This window comes from Natrinema hispanicum, assembly GCF_004217335.1.
GTDB classification, from domain to species: Archaea; Halobacteriota; Halobacteria; order Halobacteriales; family Natrialbaceae; genus Natrinema; species Natrinema hispanicum.
In genome coordinates, this window is the sequence record NZ_SHMP01000003.1 from 39787 (window position 1) to 56062 (window position 16276).

Below are 16276 nucleotides of genomic sequence, written 5' to 3' on the forward strand. Positions count from 1 at the left end.
TCGCTAGTGGCAACTGAGACGGCACTCGTCGACGTGGGTGTGCTCTTTGCCGCGGTTGCACTCGCCGGCGTCGCCGCGAATCGGATCAATCAGTCCGTCATCCCGCTGTACATCGTCACCGGGATGGTGCTGGGATCGAACGTCCTCGGCAAACTCCCCGACCTCGCTGGCAGCGAGGTCGCCGTCGGCGGTGTCTCGCTCGTCATCCCCGAGATGACGGTCGCTGGCGTCGACCTCCTGGCAGCACTCGGCGGGGTCGCACTCAGCGATACCGACTTCGTCGTCGTCGGTGCGGAAATCGGGATCGTCCTCCTGTTGTTCTTCCTGGGACTGGAGTTCAATCTGGATCGGCTACTCGCGAGCAAGGACCGGATCGGCAAGGCGGGCACGATAGACCTCGCTCTCAATTTCGGGATCGGACTCCTGTTCGGCTACCTCGTCTTCGGCGATGTCCTCGCGGCCGTGCTGACCGCCGGCGTCGTCTACATCTCCTCGAGCGCGATCATCACGAAGTCGCTCATTGATCTGGGCTGGATCGCCAACGCCGAGTCGGAACCAATGCTGGGGACGCTGGTCTATGAGGACCTATTTATCGCCGTCTACCTGGCGATCGTCTCCGCACTCGTCCTCGGCAGCGGCGATCTCGGGGCGGCTGCGGGCCAGATCGTGCTCGCGATCGGCGTTATCCTCGCACTGCTCGCGCTGGTCACGTACGGGACTGACTTCTTCCAGCACTTTCTCGATGCTGACACCAACGAGTTCGTCGTCGTCCGGGCGCTTGGCGTGACGATCCTCGTCGCCGGCATCGCACTCGCGCTGGGCGTCAGCGAGGCCGTCGCTGCCTTCTTCGTCGGCATGGCCTTCTCCGGGACCGATCACGTCCACGACTTAGAGCAACTGCTCGAGCCGCTTCGGGACGCCTTCGCGGCGATCTTTTTCTTCTGGATCGGGCTCGTCACCGACCCGGGGCTGTTTACGCTCTCGGTCGTCGCGATCATCGTCGCCGCGGTGATCGTGACGACGCCGACGAAGCTCATCAGCGGCTACCTCGGCGGGCGGATCTACAACCTCGACGACCGTCGGTCGCTGCGTGTCGGGCTCGGCATGGCCACGCGCGGCGAGTTCTCGTTGATCATCGCGAGCCTCGCGCTTACCGGTGCCGGCAGCGGGCTACCAACCGAGACAGCGGAGACGATCTATGCCGTCGCCGTCGGCTACGTCCTCGTCATGAGCGTCCTCGGGACGTCGCTTATGCAGCACTCGAGCCGGCTCGAACCCATCGTCGTCTCGCTCCTCGAGCGGGGACGTGGCGACACTGGTCGGGCAAACGATTGAGACGGACTACTGTCAGTCAGTGCCGGCGCACCCGATGACGGGTCGCGGGTGCGCCGGGACATCGGGACAGCAGACCGTATGACTGACGCCGACCCCCCAAAACGGAAAGCTTCAACCGGCTCGAGCCCCCTCACACGGCTATGCCACAGGCGGTCGTCTTCGATCTCGATTACACGCTCGCCGTTCCCCAGCGGGATCGGGCGACCCTTCTCGAAGAGGCCACAGCCACCACGGGTGCGCCATCGCTGTCGCGTGAAGCGTATCTCGCGGCCCACCGTCGGAACCTCACGACCGAGACACGCGAACCCATTTTCGCCGACCTGCTCGAGAACACCGACAGCGACGCCGACCCGGCCGCCGTCGCGACAGCGTATCGCGAGACGATCGCCGACGCCCTCGAACCGCTGCCCGGCGTCGAAACCATGCTCGCGGACTTACGCGGCGAGTATCTGGTCGGCCTGCTCACGAACGGCCCCGTCCGCGCCCAGCGAGACAAACTCGAGACGCTGGGCTGGGAGGAGGCCTTCGACGCCGCCGTCGTCACCGGCGAACTCGAGGCCGGAAAACCCGATCCCCGTGCGTTCGAGGCGATCACTGACGAACTGCGTGTCGCGCCCGCCGAAGCGGTCTACGTCGGCGACGAGATCGACGCCGACGTTCGGGGTGCGACCAACGCCGGGCTGGCCGCGATACAGGTGATACTCGAGGACGGCCCCGACCCCGATCCCCGCGCCGTCGCACACGTCGAGCAGGCGCAAGTCGCGACTGCGGTTCCGGAACTCGTTGCAGACCTCGAGTGAGAGGCGGGTCGGCGAGAGTCGTGACGGAACGATATGATTTTTAATAGATGTTTTGAAATGAAATACCCCACCAATGTTGCGCCCTCGAGTATCCCTTACCATCCTCATCGTCCTCTCAACCATCCTCGTTGGATGGACTGTTCTCTCGCCCGACGAACCACCGACGCTAACGGTCGAAAATCAAGACGAAACACGGTATCAGCTCACGGTCTTTACAGCCCCGAACGCTGACTCTCCGACTGACGTGACGTTCCAAGCAACAACAAAAGCTGATGACCGCAGATACGTCGGACTTGCTGACTTACAGAGCGGTGCCGTGTATTATAACGTAACACTGGCAGAAAAGGAGGTCCGAAGTCGCCAGCTTACAGTTCGTCCGACCGGTGACACGACAACCACGATTGAAGCGTGGAAACCGGGTAATACGTGGGGATACGTCGTTGAAGCGGGCGACAATGAATCGATCATCGGCAGTGACGTCATCACCTGCGAACGCGAAGGGCAGCGAGCGCAGGTGACGATCGTGGATGGGTTCCAAGAACAGTGGACAACGCACTGTGCCTGAGAACGTTCGTGAACGGTATGTAACGGCGGAAACCCGCACTGACCGATTCGAGGGCATTCATGCCACGGTAATACGCACGCCGCTGCGTTCTGCTGGGCGACCCGATTCTACCCGCCAGCGTGCTCAGAGCGATCGGCTCACAGCCTGAACCACGTCCGTCGCTCGCTTGACCTCCGCACCGCTCTCGACGAAAACGAGCGTTCGCGGGGGTGTCGTCGCCTTCGGTCGTACCCGGAGGTCGACGTCCGACGCGGCATCGGCCGCGACATCTTGGCCCGCTTCGAACTCGAGGTGTGCCCGGTCCTCGTGAATAAAGACGCGGGCGATTCGCTCGTCGGTGCAAGTGACATCGTAGGCACGCGCGCCCTCGGCCGTCGGCTCGACATCGCGGTCGGCGTTGGTCACGGCAACAGCTGCGAGGTCGCCGTCCTCGCGGCCGTCGAGTTCGCTCGAGAGCAGTTCGGCGATCCGTCTCCCATCGGTGATCCGATCCTCGACCATACGCGTGGCTCAGGTCGTCGGGACTAACTGTCTTCGGTGTCGCGGACGGCTGCGCGGGCGATCGGGACGAGATCGTCGACCGCGAAGCCTTCGCGGCGGGCGTAGACGACGGCGGCGGCCTCGATCGTCAGGCCGAGTTCCCCCTGAAGCGTGTTGATTTCGCCGACGGCTTCGTGTTTTTCCATTCCCTCGGCGACCAACGAGTCGAGGACGCGTTCGAACGCCGACCGCTCGCGAAGGAGATCCTCGTCGGGCGTAAACTCCTCGGGGACCGTCACCTCGGCGGGATCGAACGTCACGTCGAGTCCGTCGTCGGTTCGCTCGAGTAGCCCCTCTTTCGTTGCGACATCGATCAGTCGCTTCGATTGGTCGGGAGAGAACCAGTCGCGGTCGAGCGAGAGCGCGACGACGAACTCGTTTTCCTTGAGGCGACGCGTGCCGTGCTGGATGAACGGGGCGGCGACCGCGACGCGGAGACTCATCGGAGAGGACTTGCTCGAGCGGTGAAAAAACGATGACGGTTCGGGCCGGCCTCCGTCGCCGGGCACATGGCTTGCGTCTCGGGCTTAGTCCGAGGCACGACCGCCGCCGGTGCCGTTGCGGTCGGCACGAGACGGCGGTGGGAACTCGGTGGAAGCAGTCGGTTCCGGCGTCTCGGGAAGGACACACCGGTCGGGTTTCCGGTTGACGTGTCGGTACCGCTCGGGCGCGTTCGCGAGCGGGTGGGCGGGGTTTTGATCGCTGTCGATGCGAGCGGCCCGGACCTCGTCGAACCCGCAGAGGCGGGCCTGAATGCCTCGCCAGTGATACCGGGTCGCGGCCGGGACGGAGATCGGGCGGGGTGATTTTCCGTCGGGGTGTTGGGTCGCAAGGATGGCGTTGTTGACGTTGCTGGCGAGCGCGTCGTGGTCGATAAGAACGCCGACGGCGGCGTCTCGTGGTGCTCGCGCAGCGAGCACGTCGAGCCCGAGATGGAGCGCCCGATACTCGGCGACGTTGTTGTCCGGCGGCGTGTCCGTCGTCGCGACGCGTGCGACGCGGGTGCCGTCGCGCGTTTCGATAACAGCACCCAGCCCACCGCCCGATTCCCGGAAGGACCCATCGGTAGCGACGTAGAAATCACGATGGTGGGTCCGAGGGGGATGGGCAATGTGAGGCGTGGGCGACTCGTCGAACAGGTCCCGCAGTGCGGACCGGCCGTGAGCGGCCATACAACCGAGTATGTCGGTCCACCACTTAGGTATGTCGTCTGAGATAACATATGACATAGTACGTCTCGGGAGACCAATAGTCCACTCCGGAACGGGCAGTCGTCCCACCCAAACCGGCTCGAATACCGATCGCAGAGCCACCGCAGAATCAATCTGCAGTGATTGTCAGTGAAATCGATCGGTTGTGCACACTCCCAACGTGAACAGTCGTCTGCGCTAACCAGAGCGGTGAAATTTCCAGTAGTAGGCAGTAAATCGGCCGCATTCGACAGATCTCGAATTCGGTTGCTATCGTCGATCGGGTGGGACCCAATCTGTGTTGGCAGTAGGTGTAATACCACTGGGTGCATGGTCGGTGTATGAGCCCGACGAACGCCAGTCGGATGGAAGCGGCCTGCTCCCTGCTTGCCGAGTCCGAGCGACGGTTTCTCCTCTATGAGTTAGCGGACAACCGGACCGCCAACCTCGAGGACCTCGTCGACCAGATCGCAGCCTGGGAACTGGACGTCAGCGCCCACACACTCGACAAGGAAACCCGACAGCGCGTCTACGTCAGCCTCGTCCACAACCACCTGCCGCGGCTCGCGGATTACGATATCATCGAGTACGACCTCCGCAGCGGTGACATCGTCCTGGCAGAGGGGTTCGACGACATCAAACCCTTACTCGAGCAGTTCCGGGCGACGGAGGACGAACCCGAGCTTCGGGGACGACCGCCGCTCTGAGACAGCGAGGGCGGTCTACAACCGACGACGTGCAGTCGTACTGACCATCGTGACGCGCTCTACCGCACACTGACGGGACAGTATCACGCTCGAGTCGTGGTCCGGGTAGTCCGAATCGAAATGCAAAGGGTGGCTCACCCGAGAGAGCCGCTGTGAACCGGTATCGGAATCTCGGGCTGTTCGTGACGCTCGCGACGCTGTGGGGCGGTGCGTTCGTCGCGATCAGTGCAGGGCTTTCGTATTTTCCGCCGCTTCTGTTTGCGGCGTTTCGCTACGATATCGCTGGTGTCGTGATGCTTGGCTATGCAGCGGTGGCCGTCGAACCGTGGCGACCTCGTGACCGAGCCGAGTGGGGACAAGTCGCCGTCGGTGCCGTCCTGTTGATCGCGGCCTATCACGCGTTCCTGTTCGTCGGCCAGCAGCGCACGCCGGCAGCCACCGCGGCCATTCTGGTGAGTCTCTCACCGGTCTTAAGTACCGGCTTCGCGCGGCTGCTCGTTCCAACCGACGCTCTCTCGCCGGCCGGCGTGATCGGCGTCCTCGTCGGACTCGCTGGCGTCGCGGTGATCGTCCAGCCGGACCCGTCGAATCTGCTCGCAGCCGACGCCGTGTCGAAAGGACTCGTCTTCTGTGCGGCCGCGGCGTTCGCACTCGGCAGCGTCCTCACCCGCCGTCTCGAGACCGCACTGCCGATCGAGACGATGGAAGCCTGGTCGATGGTCGGGGGCGCAGTCGTTCTCCATCTCGTGAGCTTGGCGATCGGCGAACCGCTCGAGCCGGCCGCATGGATCCACCCGGAGGCGATCGGCGCGCTCGCCGCCCTCGCACTCGGCGCGAGCGCGGTCGGCTTTCTCATCTACTTCGACTTGCTCGAGCGACTGGGCGCTGTCGAGATCAATATGGTTTCGTACGTGGCTCCGATCGTGACCGCCATCGTTGGCTGGCTCTATCTCGACGAAGCCATCGAGACCGTGACGCTGGTCGGCTTCGGGCTCATCGCGGTCGGTTTCGTCCTCGTCAAACGGCGGGCGATCCGTCGGGAACTCCCCTAGTAGCTGTCTCCGGGCTGCCGTACCCAGTTCCCGGTTGGACCGCAGTGCGGGTCGCGGCCGGCCGGCACTGACCGACAGGAGTTCGTATACCTCAGCGTCGCACGTTCGAGAGGGGGCGACAGCGCCATCTAGAGGAGTGGCTGACCGTCTCAACACCGTACTCTCGAACAGGCCGGCGGCCGCAAAGCAGACAACTGCTGGCGAAGTCTGTCTGGCGCGGGCCTACTGGCGGTGGGGATGGCCGACGTACAACGCGAGGAGGTTTCCGACGAGCAGACAGACGAACAGGATGCCGTCGAACGAAGACGATAATCCAGTTGCGAGCAGGGGCAAATAGAGAAACGGCATGGCGATGGCTGTCCAGAACCCGACAGCGCGGATCGAGGTGACGAGTCCCGGCGTTACTCGCTCGCGGACCCCATGAGCGTCGTCAGGGGACTCTGTCGTCGAACTCGAGCCAGCGGACGGTTGGTCAGAGAGAGACGGTGGGCTGGCCATCGGTCTCAGTGATGTCTCGTTCGTCCGCGCGGAGCAAATAGCGATTCGACAGTTTCGATCGGTTACAGCGGATTCACCGGAATCAGCCGCACTGAACGAGTCGTTTATCGACCGAAACAGTCGGCTGTCGGCCGGAATAGCGGCTCTCGGATGAAGACGGGAGCGTGAGCGACGAGGTCATGATCCGTGGCCGGATCGATCAGTCGTCGGATGGGACGACGCCTCGAGCACGACGGTTTCTCCGGCGGTCATCGAGTCCCCGACGTCGACGGCGATGTCTTCGCGGTCGACCGTCGGCGGAAAGAGCAGGTCGACGCGGCTGCCAAAGGCGATGTGGCCGATGCGGTCGCCGCGTGCGACGTCATCGCCAGGGTCGGCGTAGGGATGGATGCGGCGGGCGAACGCGCCGGCGAATCAGTGTGACTTCGGCATCGTGACCCGGTCCGTCGACTGCCGCCGTGGTGTCGTCTCCGGCCGTCACTGTCTCGTCAGGTTCCGAGGGGAGGTTCGAGGAGTCCGACGCCAGACGGACGTGGACGCGTTCGTTACGATCGGATTCTTTCGAGAACGCGGGCCGGTTCGCGCCGGGAACGTGCTCGACGTCGGTGACGTGGCCCGCAAACGGCGCGCGAACGACGTGGACGTGCCAGACGTTCATGAAAACGCCCAGCCGGACCCGATCGCCTTCCTCACGGAGGACGGAAACGGTTCCGTCAGCCGGCGAGACGACACCGGTCGGCGGTGGCGTGCGCTCCGGATCGCGAAAGAACGCGAGCGTCCCCGCGCCAAGCGCAAGCGCGACGAGTCCGACAGTGGCGCTATAGAGGAGCGCAAACGGCGCAGCAAGCAGGGGCACGAGAGCATACTTCCAGGCCCCCGGCGCGAATTTCATACCGGAGCCGACGAGAGCGACTCGTATGGCCGTTACGGATCGATACCCCGCCTCGGCGGGTCTCGAGCGCTCACACTGACGCCCACGGGACACAACAATCCAGACCTACAGCTATTGTACGGCGTGGGTTACGATATCTGGGGTTCGTCGCTCGCAGTCAGTCCGCGCTCGGCGACTGATACGGCGGCCCTGTAACGGCGTATTCGAGGACTATCCCGGATGACGGCATTCGAGAACAGGGGTCGGTTCGTTCCCGGCGTTCAGGGAGTCTCCCCATCGCTGACCCGTGTTTTCCCGACGCTATGACGTATAATATGTCGTTGACAACCGAGAATAACAATATACCGCACCGTGGCGCAAGCGGTCGCCAGCAATGAAACGACGAACATATCTCAGCGCCGCTCTCGTCGCCGCTCTCGCCGGCTGTTCGACGTCCGAAGAATCGGACGACGGCCCCGACTCTGAGCAGCCGACGGCCCAGCTGTTCGACGACTTCGAAAACTTGGACGCGTGGGACGTGCCACTTGGGACGCTCACGGCCGATCAAGAGCGTTCGTACGCCGGCTCGCAGTCCGCACGGCTCGAGTCAGGGCCTGACAACCAGTTTCGGATCGTTCGCGAACTGGACGAGCCACAGGATTTCACGGGCGTGCGGCCGACCATGGCGATGGCCACGGAACACGAGGCCGACATGGTCATCCAGTTGCTCGACGAGGACGAGAACCGGATGGTCTTCAGGCAGCGAATGCACAGCGATACGCCGCTCGTCCACAATAATTTCGGCGTCGACACCGTCGACGGCGAGCCTGATCTGAGCGCGATCAACCAGGTCCAGATCATCCGCTGGACTGCCGACGACGACAAGGGGTCGGTCTGGGTCGACGACCTCCGGTTTGCCCCCACACCGGACGTCGGCAAAGTCATGCTCCATTTCGATGGCGGCCACGAGTCCACCTATACGCGGGCGTTTCCGATCCTCGACGAGTACGACTACCCGGGGGTGGCGTTTATCGTCCCAAGTCGGGTTCGCGAGGACGAAAGCGCGACGGGCGAACATCTCCTCACCGACCAGCTCGCGGAGCTGTCTGACGCCGGCTGGACGATCGGGAGCCATTCGATGCACGGCCAGAATCTCACCACCCTCTCGGGTCGTGACCCGGCAACGGAGGTCAGCGACGCGAAAGCGTGGCTCGAGGACAACGGCTACGAGGAGGGTGCACGCTACTTCTCCTACCCAGTCGGTCAGTACAACGGGGCGGTCCTCGAGGCCGTCTCGGAAAACCACAGCCTCGCGTTCGCCGGGCGCTACCCATCGCAAGGTGCCGCGATGAATCCACAGCTCTGCTCGCGGGTGACCGGTCTCAGTGCCGAGGAGGCGCGGACGGCGCTCGATCTCACCGCCCAACTGGGCGGCATCACGTCGCTGACCTTCACCCGACTCGACGGGAGTTCCCAGTCGGTGCTCCGAGAAACGGCCAGCTACGTAAACGAATTAGAATCCGCTGGCGATCTCGAGGTGATCACTCCAAAGGAGATGGAAGACTCGTTTGTCATCCAATGAGCGGTCACTCCCAGAACGACTGGGTTCGGGCGTACTCCCGTTCTTTCGAGAGGATATCGCGGTAGAACTCGGCCTCGTCCTCGCGCAGCTTGTTGATGATCTGGGCGGCGTTGTGTGGGCCGACGCCGCGGGCAGCCATCGCGATCACGGCCTGTTTGCCGTGGCTCTGGACGAGACTTGCGGCCCGAAACGCGCGTTCGGTCATTTTCCGTTGCTCGTCGTCCTTCTCCTGGGCCCGAACTGCCTGGACGACCTCGTCGGCCCACGGGTTCAGCGATGCGATTCGGGTCGAGCCACACTCGGGGCACTCGGGCTGGTCGGAAACCCGCTTGACCTTCGTCTTTACCTTCCACTCCATACAGTGCGTACACAGCAGGATGACGCGGTCGTTCTGAATCCGCTCCCGTACCGTCTTGATAACGCTCGCATCGGCGTTTTCGGGCGCAAGCAGTTCCTTGCCACCTGACGAGCGACCGCCCTGTCCGACCGGCGTGCGACCGCGATGGGTCACCACCTCGAGCGCGCCCGATTGAATGCCCTCGAGCACTGCACTCGCACGGTCGACATCCAGATCCTCGTGGAACACCTCCCGGATCGCCTCCTCGTACATCGGGGTGTCCTCGAGTGCTGCCAGCAACCGATCGTTGGAGAGACGTCCCGACCCCCTGTTCTGCCAGCGTTTGAGCGCGCCGAACTTCGCCGAGACCTGCGCGAGCCGAAACGCAAGCGCATCCGACCGTTTGAGCCCGAGTTCGACGATCGCCTCGACGTGGTCGGGATCGGTCTCTTCTAACACCGCAAGTACGTCGCTGGTCGCGATCGACGTCGGCACCTCGAGTTCGATCCGGTAGGGGTCGGTCTCGAGGCCGACCGACGAACCGGCCTGCTGGCCCAACAGTGCGGAGAGCAGCCGGCCGAGCGTCTCGTTTGCCATGTGACCGAATGGCGCGTTGAGGACGATCGTCCGGCCCCGGCGCTCGAGAACGAGCCGATCGGCCGTCGGCATCGGCGCGTCGGCGTCGACCTGGCGCTCGAGTTGCGTGCAGGCTTCGGTGAGCGTGTACTCGTCGGCCGGATACCGGCTGGCCAATTCGCGGCCGACTGCCGCGGCGTCGGCTCCCGACTGAAGCTGTGGCTCGGCGACGGCTCGAATCTCACCGACTTCGCCGGCGACCGCGGCGGGAACGGGAATCTCCTGGCCGATCCACGACGGCACCTCACCAGCGGGGTCCTCGATCGGGCTGACCTTGACTCGGGCCTCCTCGTCGTCGATCTCAGCGATCCGCCACATCTCGCCGCGCTGGATGAACACCTCGCCCGGCTGGGCGAAGTTGACCACGAACCGCTCGTCTAAGGTTCCGATCTGACCTCCCGAGGCAATGTCGTGGACCTCGTAGGTCTCCTCGTCGGGGATCATCGAGAGATTGGCGTAGACGTACTGCCAGGTGCCGCCGGTGGTTTCGATCCGGTCCTCGCCCTCGTCGAACCACAGGATTCGATTCCGGTTCAGTTCTGAGATGATTTCGCGGATCGTCGCTTCGGGAACCGTCCGAAACGGATACGCCCGCGTGATGGTCTGGACGGCTTCAGCGACCGGCGTATCGCCGCGGCTCTGGACGATCGCGGGCAACTGATTCGCCACGACGTCCAGACTCCCCTCGTGGATCGCCGCTGGTTCGACCTCGCCGTCGCGGGCCCGGCGGGCGATCGACAGCGCCTCGAGCGTGTCGTCGGGACGGGTCGTGACGATCGTCCCGCTCGAGATCGCATCCTGCCGGTGGCCCGCGCGACCGATCCGCTGGAGGAGCCGCGTGACCTGTCGGGGACTCTTGTACTGGATCACGTGATCGACCTGGCCAACGTCGATACCCAGTTCCATCGAGGACGTACACAACAGGCCGTCGAGTTCGCCGGCCTTGAACCGGTCTTCGACATCGATTCGGGCCTCCTTCGAGAGCGAGCCGTGGTGGACGCCGATCGGCAACTCGAGTTCTTTGAATCGCGAGCCGAGCGCCTCCGCAGTCTGACGGGTGTTGACGAAGATCAATGTCGATTCGTGGTCGGCGACGAGGTCACGGATTAATCGGACGTGACTGGCCGTATCGGGTTCGGTCATGAGCACCCCCGATAACCGCTCGTCTTCGTCGGTAATCTCGGGCTCACGAACCGTTACGTCGACATTACTTCCCACATCGATCTCTCGAATTTCGCAGGGGCGGCCGCCGGTCAGAAACTGGCCGACCTCGCCAGGGTCGCCGACAGTCGCCGAGAGGCCGATCCGCTGGAACGGCCCCGCGAGGTCCCGAAGCCGCTCGAGGGCGATCGACAGCTGTGCCCCTCGTTTCGAGGCGGCGAGTTCGTGGACCTCGTCGATCACGACGTGGGAGATGTCAGCCAGGGCCTCGCGCAGGCGCTCGCCGGTAAGCATCGCCTGAACGGTCTCGGGCGTCGTGATCAGCACGTCCGGCGGGTTCTCTGCCTGTTTGCCCCGCTGGTACTGGGTCGTATCGCCGTGGCGAACGTCGACAGCGAGATCGAGGTAGTCGCCCCACCACTCGAGACGTTCGCGCATGTCGCGATTGAGTGCCCGCAGCGGTGTGATATAGAGCGCGCCGAAGCCGTCAGGAGCCCCTTCACCGGCGACCAGATGATCGAAGACCGGCAACATCGCCGTCTCGGTCTTGCCGCTGCCGGTCGGGGCGATCACGAGCGTGTTCTCGCCGGCCGCAAGCGGCGGGATCGCCAGTCGCTGCGGTGCTGTCGGCTTCGAGAAGCCGCGTTCGGAGAGCGCCCCGCGAACCGTCGCTCCGAGGTGGGTAAACGCCGCGACGTCCCCGTCAGTCATGGAGCCACGGTAGGGACGACCGGCGCATAAGGGCCACGTTTCCGGTGAACTCGAGGGCGGCTCACTCCTCGGAGTCGGCGTCGGCCTCGCCGCCCGGTTCCGTTTCAGCGTCGGTGTCGTCGTCGACGAGATTCGTTGTGATGTCCTCGTCGACCGCCATCTCGCCTGGTTCGGCCGGCTCGTCCTGTACGTCGGGTTCGGCGCGTTCTGCGATTTCCGCGTCCGAGCGGTCGTCGGTGTAGTCAGCACGCGTCTCCGACGCGTCGAGCACGTCGCCACCGCCCTCGTCCCCCGGTTCGGCAGGGTCGTCGCGCTCGGCGTCCGCGCTGTCGATCGACGGCTGGATGTCGGAACCGCTCTCGGCCGCCTCGTTTCGCGGACCATTCGTACTGCTGTCAGGAACGGTGGCGCTGGTTCGATCCTGTGTCGTCACGAGCGGGTGATCGTCGGAGACGGTGTCTGCGATTTCGTCTTGCACCTCGTCGATGGACTGGACCGGCACGTCGTCCCGCCGGCCGAGCACGCGCAACACGGCGTAGGTGAACACAAGCACGCCAACAGCAGTTAGAAGATGTTTGATAAGTTGGGTCACGGACGACGTGCCGGCCGTCGACTCCGTCTCGGCGGGGTTCGATCGCTCGCGATCGGATTGTCGAAGTCGCATCACGACCGATACGGACTCGGGTGACAAGTCGGTTTGGCGTGCAAAAGCCAGCACCGGAACGGACTCGAGCGGACTCGCTCGCTCGAGCACCGGAGTCTATGACTGTTCCAACCGGTTGTGTCAGGCCTCGAGATGGTCGATCCGGGCGTAGCGGCCGGCCCGCCAGCCGGCGACGATCGCGACGATGGTGCCGGCGACGAGCGCGAGTGCGAACCCGCCGGCGTAGATTTCGGGTGGCGTCCGCAGGAGACGCTCGAACCCGAACACCGACGCCGAGAAGCGGTTCAAACCGAGCACGGCCAGTGGCGTTGCCGCGACGGCAAGGACGCCACCGAGCAGGCCGATGACGAGTCCCTGCGTGCCGATCGTGCCGGCGAGCAGGCCACGCGAGAGGCCGACCGCCCGCAACGCCGCGAGTTCCGCGCGTTGCTGGTGGGCCACGAGTGCGAACAGATTCGCGGTCAGGACGATACCACCGAGGACGGCCAAGCCGACCAGCGTCGCGCCGCTTGCGAGTACGGCCGTGCGTTCCCCGAGCATCGACTGTACCTGGCTGTCACTGGTCCGAACGTCGTACTCGGGATACTGCTCACCGATATCGGCCGCAACGGCGTCGTGATCGGCGTCGTCGGCCACGTCGGCAGTGACGAACGTCGCCCGGTCGGTGCCCGACGTCCCGGCGACGGCCTGCAGATCGCCAAGCGGGACCGTCAGCGTCGGCGAGCCCATATACTGCGAGTAGTAGTCGGAGATGCCGATGACAGTGAACTCGTTTGCTGTCGCAGTCTGCCGGCTCGTTCCGATGTAGACCGTGTCGCCGACTCCGACGCCGAGTTCGTCGGCGACCTGCGGATCGAGCACGAGTTCGCGACGCTGGGGATCGTCAGGTGGCGGACTGGTAGCAGCCCCCTCTGTGAGATCGAATCCATGCCCGGCCTGGAAGTCAAATCTGTCGTGAGTCTCCGGGACGCCGACCGCAGGCCGGCGCTCGAGGTCGGACGGACTCGAGCCGACGTAGACATCGTACATCGCGATCGGAGAGGCAGAGGAGATGTCATCTCGTGCGGTGAGGTCGGCCGCGACGCCGTGTGCGCCGACGATTGGGTTCTCCGTCCCGCTGGCTGCTGGATCGACGGGGGATCGCGAGATCCAGATGTCTCGATCGGCGTTGTCCAGCCCCTGTTCGCCTTTCTCGACGACGCCCACACCCAGGCTCGCAAGCACCGTCACCGAGAGTACCGCCAGCGTGACTGCGAGTACGGTCAGTACTGTCCGTCCGGGCGAGCGCCGGAGCTGTGCGAGTGCCAGCCCGACGACGGCTCGCAGCCGAACGACTGCACGCCCCACGCTCATCGGCCCACCTCTGCCAGCACGGACGTTCGTGCGGCCACCGCAAGCGGGTAGGGGACGGCAACGATGCCAGCCAGCACGGCGACGACGATCCCATAGGGGACGAACAGCGGATGGAACTGTGCGACCGCCCCCGGCGCGACGGTCGCGCTGGCGACCGCGTTGACGCCCGCGATCCCCACCGCGCCGAGTCCGACGCCCACGACTGACCCGACGAGCGTCGTGATCCCCGTCGAAATCGCGATTACGGCGAGCCGGCCCCGCGCAGGGACGCCGACCGACTCGAGGACGGCGAGGGTACGCCGGTCCTCGTCAACGGTCATCCCCATCGTCGTCGCGACGAACGACGCACAGATCGTCACGCCGACCACCAGCGCGATCACGCTGGTCGCAAACGCCAGCCCGTCATCGAACAGTGCGGTGGGATCGGCCGTGTCGGTGACCGTGACCGACGCGTGCGGGTACGCGTCGGCAGCGGCCGACCGCGCGGCGTCGGGTTCGCCCCAGATCACCATCCGGTCGGCGAGTTCGCCGTCGGCGGCCCCGGACAACGACTGCAGTTCGCTGGCGTGGACGAGCGCGACCGGCGCACTGACGTCGCCGCCGTCGGTCTCGGAGACCGCAGTCACTGAAAAGTTGGTCGCGCGTCTCGGCGCGGTCGAGACGGCCAGGTTGTCGCCAGCGGAGGCACCGAGCCGGTCAGCAGCGGTGCGAGAGAGCACGATCCCGCCCGTTCGTGGGCCGTCATACGAGCCGTTCGCATAGTGGGGATCACCTTCCTCGAGGGCATCTATCGGCAACCCCGCAACGGTCCGTGACTCGCCGTCCGGAACGACACCGACGAGTTGAACGGTCTGTGGGTCGCCGCCTGCCTCGAGGCGGCCCGCCTCGATTAGCACCGGCGAGGCGTGTGCGACGCCGTCGTGTGCGCGGATCGTGCTAGCTCGCTCGTTGGTCGCCCCGAGTCGCGGCCCCTCGACTCCGTCGACGGAGGATAACGTCTGCTGTGCTTCCGGCGTGATGTGGACAGTCGCGTCGTCCGTCGTCGTCACGCCGCCGTCGGCCAGCGACAGCGCGATCCCCGTCACGACTAACAGGAACGCGATCGTCAGCGCGACGGCGGCGACAGTCGAGACGATCCGACCCGCCGTCGTCCCCGTCGCTCGCTGCCACCACCGCGAAACCGTCAGGGAGAACAGTCCAGTCCACCGCCTACGTCGCCGCGTCTCGAGGCCGTCGGGCAGGTCATCGGGCTCATCGGACATCGTCCACCCGACCGTCACAAAGCGTGATGACGCGATCGGCAACCGACAGCGTGGTCGCGTCGTGTGAAGCGACCACCACTGCCCGATCGCGGCCGATATCAGTCAACAGTTCGAGGACGTCCGTCCCGGTCGCCGTGTCGAGTTCGCCCGTCGGCTCGTCGGCAACGATCACGTCCGGATCCGTCGACAGCGCCCGTGCGATCGCGACACGCTGGCGCTCACCGCCGCTGAGTTCGCCGGGCAAGTGCGTACTACGATCACCCAGTCCGACTGCCTCGAGCAGCGCCGTCGCACGCGCTCGCCGATCGGATCGTGAGATACCTGCCTGTACGAGCGGCAACGCGACGTTCGCGCGGGCCGACAGCGATGGCAGGAGATGAAACCGCTGGAAAACAATCCCGATGTGACGCCGCCGCATCCGAGTTCGCTCCGCGTCGGACAGCGTCGTGAGATCGGTCCCGCACAGCAGTACGTTGCCGTCGGTCGGGACCAACAGCCCGGCGACCGCGTGTAGTATCGTCGATTTCCCACTCCCGCTTGGTCCCTCGAGCCCGAGGATAGACCCCATCGGCACGTCGAACGACACGTCCCGGAGTGCGGTCACCGTTCGCTCGTCGCTCGAGCGAAGCCGACCGCCACCCGATCCGTACTGGTGGGTGACACCCTCGAGGCGAACGGCCGTCGTCGATTCGCGGCTGTCCGCTTCGACTGCCGACGGCCGCGAATCCTGCGCTGATCGGTTGAACATCCTCACGGGGTCTCACAACAGGCCAACGGCACACCGACTCATTGTTTCGACCCGGTTTACCCACGCAAGACGGCTGTTACTCGCGGTTGCAGACGGACAACCGGACACAATAGACGGCGTTCGACGACTGTCGGGCCAGTCGTGTGGCTGTCGCGGGGCTCGAGCGACAGCCCGGCGGTAGGGACGGCTTGTCGGCTGACCGGCGGCTGAAACGGGCACGTACAGGTTGGCACGATAGTAAGTCACAGAATTGTGACCGATTCG

Annotated in this window: 15 protein-coding genes and 1 pseudogene; 6 read left to right on the top strand and 10 right to left on the bottom strand. The window is 64.8% G+C overall.

Annotated elements, in window-relative coordinates:
- Positions 1-6 precede the first annotated feature (6 nt).
- The 3 genes from BDK88_RS00910 (at position 7) to BDK88_RS00920 (ending at position 2700) form a co-directional block, all read left to right on the top strand.
- Complete coding sequence (locus tag BDK88_RS00910; protein ID WP_130498744.1) at positions 7-1335, top strand: cation:proton antiporter; 1329 nt, start codon at positions 7-9, stop codon at positions 1333-1335.
- Positions 1336-1475: 140 nt separating this feature from the next.
- Positions 1476-2135 (top strand): HAD family hydrolase, encoded by a 660-nt coding sequence (locus BDK88_RS00915; RefSeq protein WP_130498745.1) that lies wholly within the window; start codon positions 1476-1478, stop codon positions 2133-2135.
- Positions 2136-2208: 73 nt separating this feature from the next.
- Entirely contained in the window at positions 2209-2700 is a 492-nt protein-coding gene (locus BDK88_RS00920; RefSeq protein WP_130498746.1) for a hypothetical protein, read from the top strand.
- A 123-nt stretch (positions 2701-2823) separates the two neighbouring features.
- On the opposite strand, the gene BDK88_RS00925 is transcribed toward BDK88_RS00920, so the two are convergent.
- The 3 genes from BDK88_RS00925 to BDK88_RS00935 all read right to left on the bottom strand — a co-directional run bounded on the left by BDK88_RS00925 (position 2824) and on the right by BDK88_RS00935 (position 4412).
- The gene (locus BDK88_RS00925) at positions 2824-3201 is read right to left on the bottom strand and encodes a hypothetical protein (RefSeq protein ID WP_130498747.1); all 378 of its coding nucleotides are present in this window, start codon (positions 3199-3201) and stop codon (positions 2824-2826) included.
- A gap of 23 nt (positions 3202-3224) precedes the next feature.
- Positions 3225-3683, bottom strand: coding sequence for a DUF2240 family protein (locus BDK88_RS00930; protein WP_130498748.1), 459 nt, complete (start codon positions 3681-3683; stop codon positions 3225-3227).
- 84 nt (positions 3684-3767) lie between these two features.
- Complete coding sequence (locus BDK88_RS00935; protein ID WP_130498749.1) at positions 3768-4412, bottom strand: ribonuclease H family protein; 645 nt, start codon at positions 4410-4412, stop codon at positions 3768-3770.
- Positions 4413-4771: 359 nt separating this feature from the next.
- On the opposite strand from BDK88_RS00935, the gene BDK88_RS00940 reads away from it, so the two are divergent.
- Positions 4772-5137: a DUF7344 domain-containing protein gene (locus BDK88_RS00940; RefSeq protein WP_130498750.1), complete on the top strand. Its 366-nt coding sequence runs from the start codon at positions 4772-4774 to the stop codon at positions 5135-5137.
- Between the two features lie 152 nt (positions 5138-5289).
- A complete protein-coding gene (locus BDK88_RS00945) occupies positions 5290-6189 on the top strand; it encodes a DMT family transporter (RefSeq protein ID WP_130498751.1) in 900 nt (299 codons plus the stop codon).
- Between the two features lie 222 nt (positions 6190-6411).
- On the opposite strand, the gene BDK88_RS00950 is transcribed toward BDK88_RS00945, so the two are convergent.
- Both BDK88_RS00950 and BDK88_RS00955 read right to left on the bottom strand, forming a co-directional pair.
- The gene (locus tag BDK88_RS00950; protein WP_130498752.1) at positions 6412-6687 is read right to left on the bottom strand and encodes a hypothetical protein; all 276 of its coding nucleotides are present in this window, start codon (positions 6685-6687) and stop codon (positions 6412-6414) included.
- A gap of 177 nt (positions 6688-6864) precedes the next feature.
- A pseudogene (locus BDK88_RS00955) lies at positions 6865-7579 on the bottom strand (protein sorting system archaetidylserine decarboxylase).
- A 373-nt stretch (positions 7580-7952) separates the two neighbouring features.
- Here BDK88_RS00955 and BDK88_RS00960 point away from each other — a divergent pair.
- Positions 7953-9140, top strand: coding sequence for a polysaccharide deacetylase family protein (locus BDK88_RS00960; protein WP_130498753.1), 1188 nt, complete (start codon positions 7953-7955; stop codon positions 9138-9140).
- Positions 9141-9144: 4 nt separating this feature from the next.
- Here BDK88_RS00960 and BDK88_RS00965 read toward each other — a convergent pair whose 3' ends face one another.
- The 5 genes from BDK88_RS00965 to BDK88_RS00985 all read right to left on the bottom strand — a co-directional run bounded on the left by BDK88_RS00965 (position 9145) and on the right by BDK88_RS00985 (position 16012).
- Entirely contained in the window at positions 9145-11985 is a 2841-nt protein-coding gene (locus BDK88_RS00965; RefSeq protein WP_130498754.1) for a DEAD/DEAH box helicase, read from the bottom strand.
- Positions 11986-12046: 61 nt separating this feature from the next.
- Positions 12047-12649 carry a hypothetical protein gene (locus BDK88_RS00970; protein ID WP_130498755.1) on the bottom strand — a complete coding sequence of 201 codons (603 nt, stop codon included), beginning with the start codon at positions 12647-12649 and terminating at the stop codon, positions 12047-12049.
- Between the two features lie 120 nt (positions 12650-12769).
- Entirely contained in the window at positions 12770-14002 is a 1233-nt protein-coding gene (locus BDK88_RS00975; RefSeq protein ID WP_130498756.1) for an ABC transporter permease, read from the bottom strand.
- Positions 13999-15264, bottom strand: a complete 1266-nt coding sequence (locus tag BDK88_RS00980; protein WP_130498757.1) for an FtsX-like permease family protein — start codon at positions 15262-15264, stop codon at positions 13999-14001. The genes BDK88_RS00975 and BDK88_RS00980 overlap by 4 nt, the downstream gene beginning before the upstream one ends.
- Positions 15254-16012, bottom strand: coding sequence for an ABC transporter ATP-binding protein (locus BDK88_RS00985; protein WP_130498758.1), 759 nt, complete (start codon positions 16010-16012; stop codon positions 15254-15256). The genes BDK88_RS00980 and BDK88_RS00985 overlap by 11 nt, the downstream gene beginning before the upstream one ends.
- Positions 16013-16276 lie beyond the last annotated feature (264 nt).

Bases quoted from the DNA above. Each gene is read 5' to 3' on its own strand.
- BDK88_RS00950 (WP_130498752.1), bottom strand. From the start codon at position 6,687: ATGGCCAGCCCACCGTCTCTCTCTGACCAACCGTCCGCTGGCTCGAGT.
- BDK88_RS00970 (WP_130498755.1), bottom strand. From the start codon at position 12,649: ATGCGACTTCGACAATCCGATCGCGAGCGATCGAACCCCGCCGAGACG.
- BDK88_RS00940 (WP_130498750.1), top strand. From the start codon at position 4,772: ATGAGCCCGACGAACGCCAGTCGGATGGAAGCGGCCTGCTCCCTGCTT.
- BDK88_RS00960 (WP_130498753.1), top strand. From the start codon at position 7,953: ATGAAACGACGAACATATCTCAGCGCCGCTCTCGTCGCCGCTCTCGCC.
- BDK88_RS00925 (WP_130498747.1), bottom strand. From the start codon at position 3,201: ATGGTCGAGGATCGGATCACCGATGGGAGACGGATCGCCGAACTGCTC.
- BDK88_RS00920 (WP_130498746.1), top strand. From the start codon at position 2,209: ATGTTGCGCCCTCGAGTATCCCTTACCATCCTCATCGTCCTCTCAACC.
- BDK88_RS00965 (WP_130498754.1), bottom strand. From the start codon at position 11,985: ATGACTGACGGGGACGTCGCGGCGTTTACCCACCTCGGAGCGACGGTT.
- BDK88_RS00980 (WP_130498757.1), bottom strand. From the start codon at position 15,264: ATGTCCGATGAGCCCGATGACCTGCCCGACGGCCTCGAGACGCGGCGA.
- BDK88_RS00975 (WP_130498756.1), bottom strand. From the start codon at position 14,002: ATGAGCGTGGGGCGTGCAGTCGTTCGGCTGCGAGCCGTCGTCGGGCTG.
- BDK88_RS00935 (WP_130498749.1), bottom strand. From the start codon at position 4,412: ATGGCCGCTCACGGCCGGTCCGCACTGCGGGACCTGTTCGACGAGTCG.
- BDK88_RS00930 (WP_130498748.1), bottom strand. From the start codon at position 3,683: ATGAGTCTCCGCGTCGCGGTCGCCGCCCCGTTCATCCAGCACGGCACG.
- BDK88_RS00985 (WP_130498758.1), bottom strand. From the start codon at position 16,012: ATGTTCAACCGATCAGCGCAGGATTCGCGGCCGTCGGCAGTCGAAGCG.
- BDK88_RS00915 (WP_130498745.1), top strand. From the start codon at position 1,476: ATGCCACAGGCGGTCGTCTTCGATCTCGATTACACGCTCGCCGTTCCC.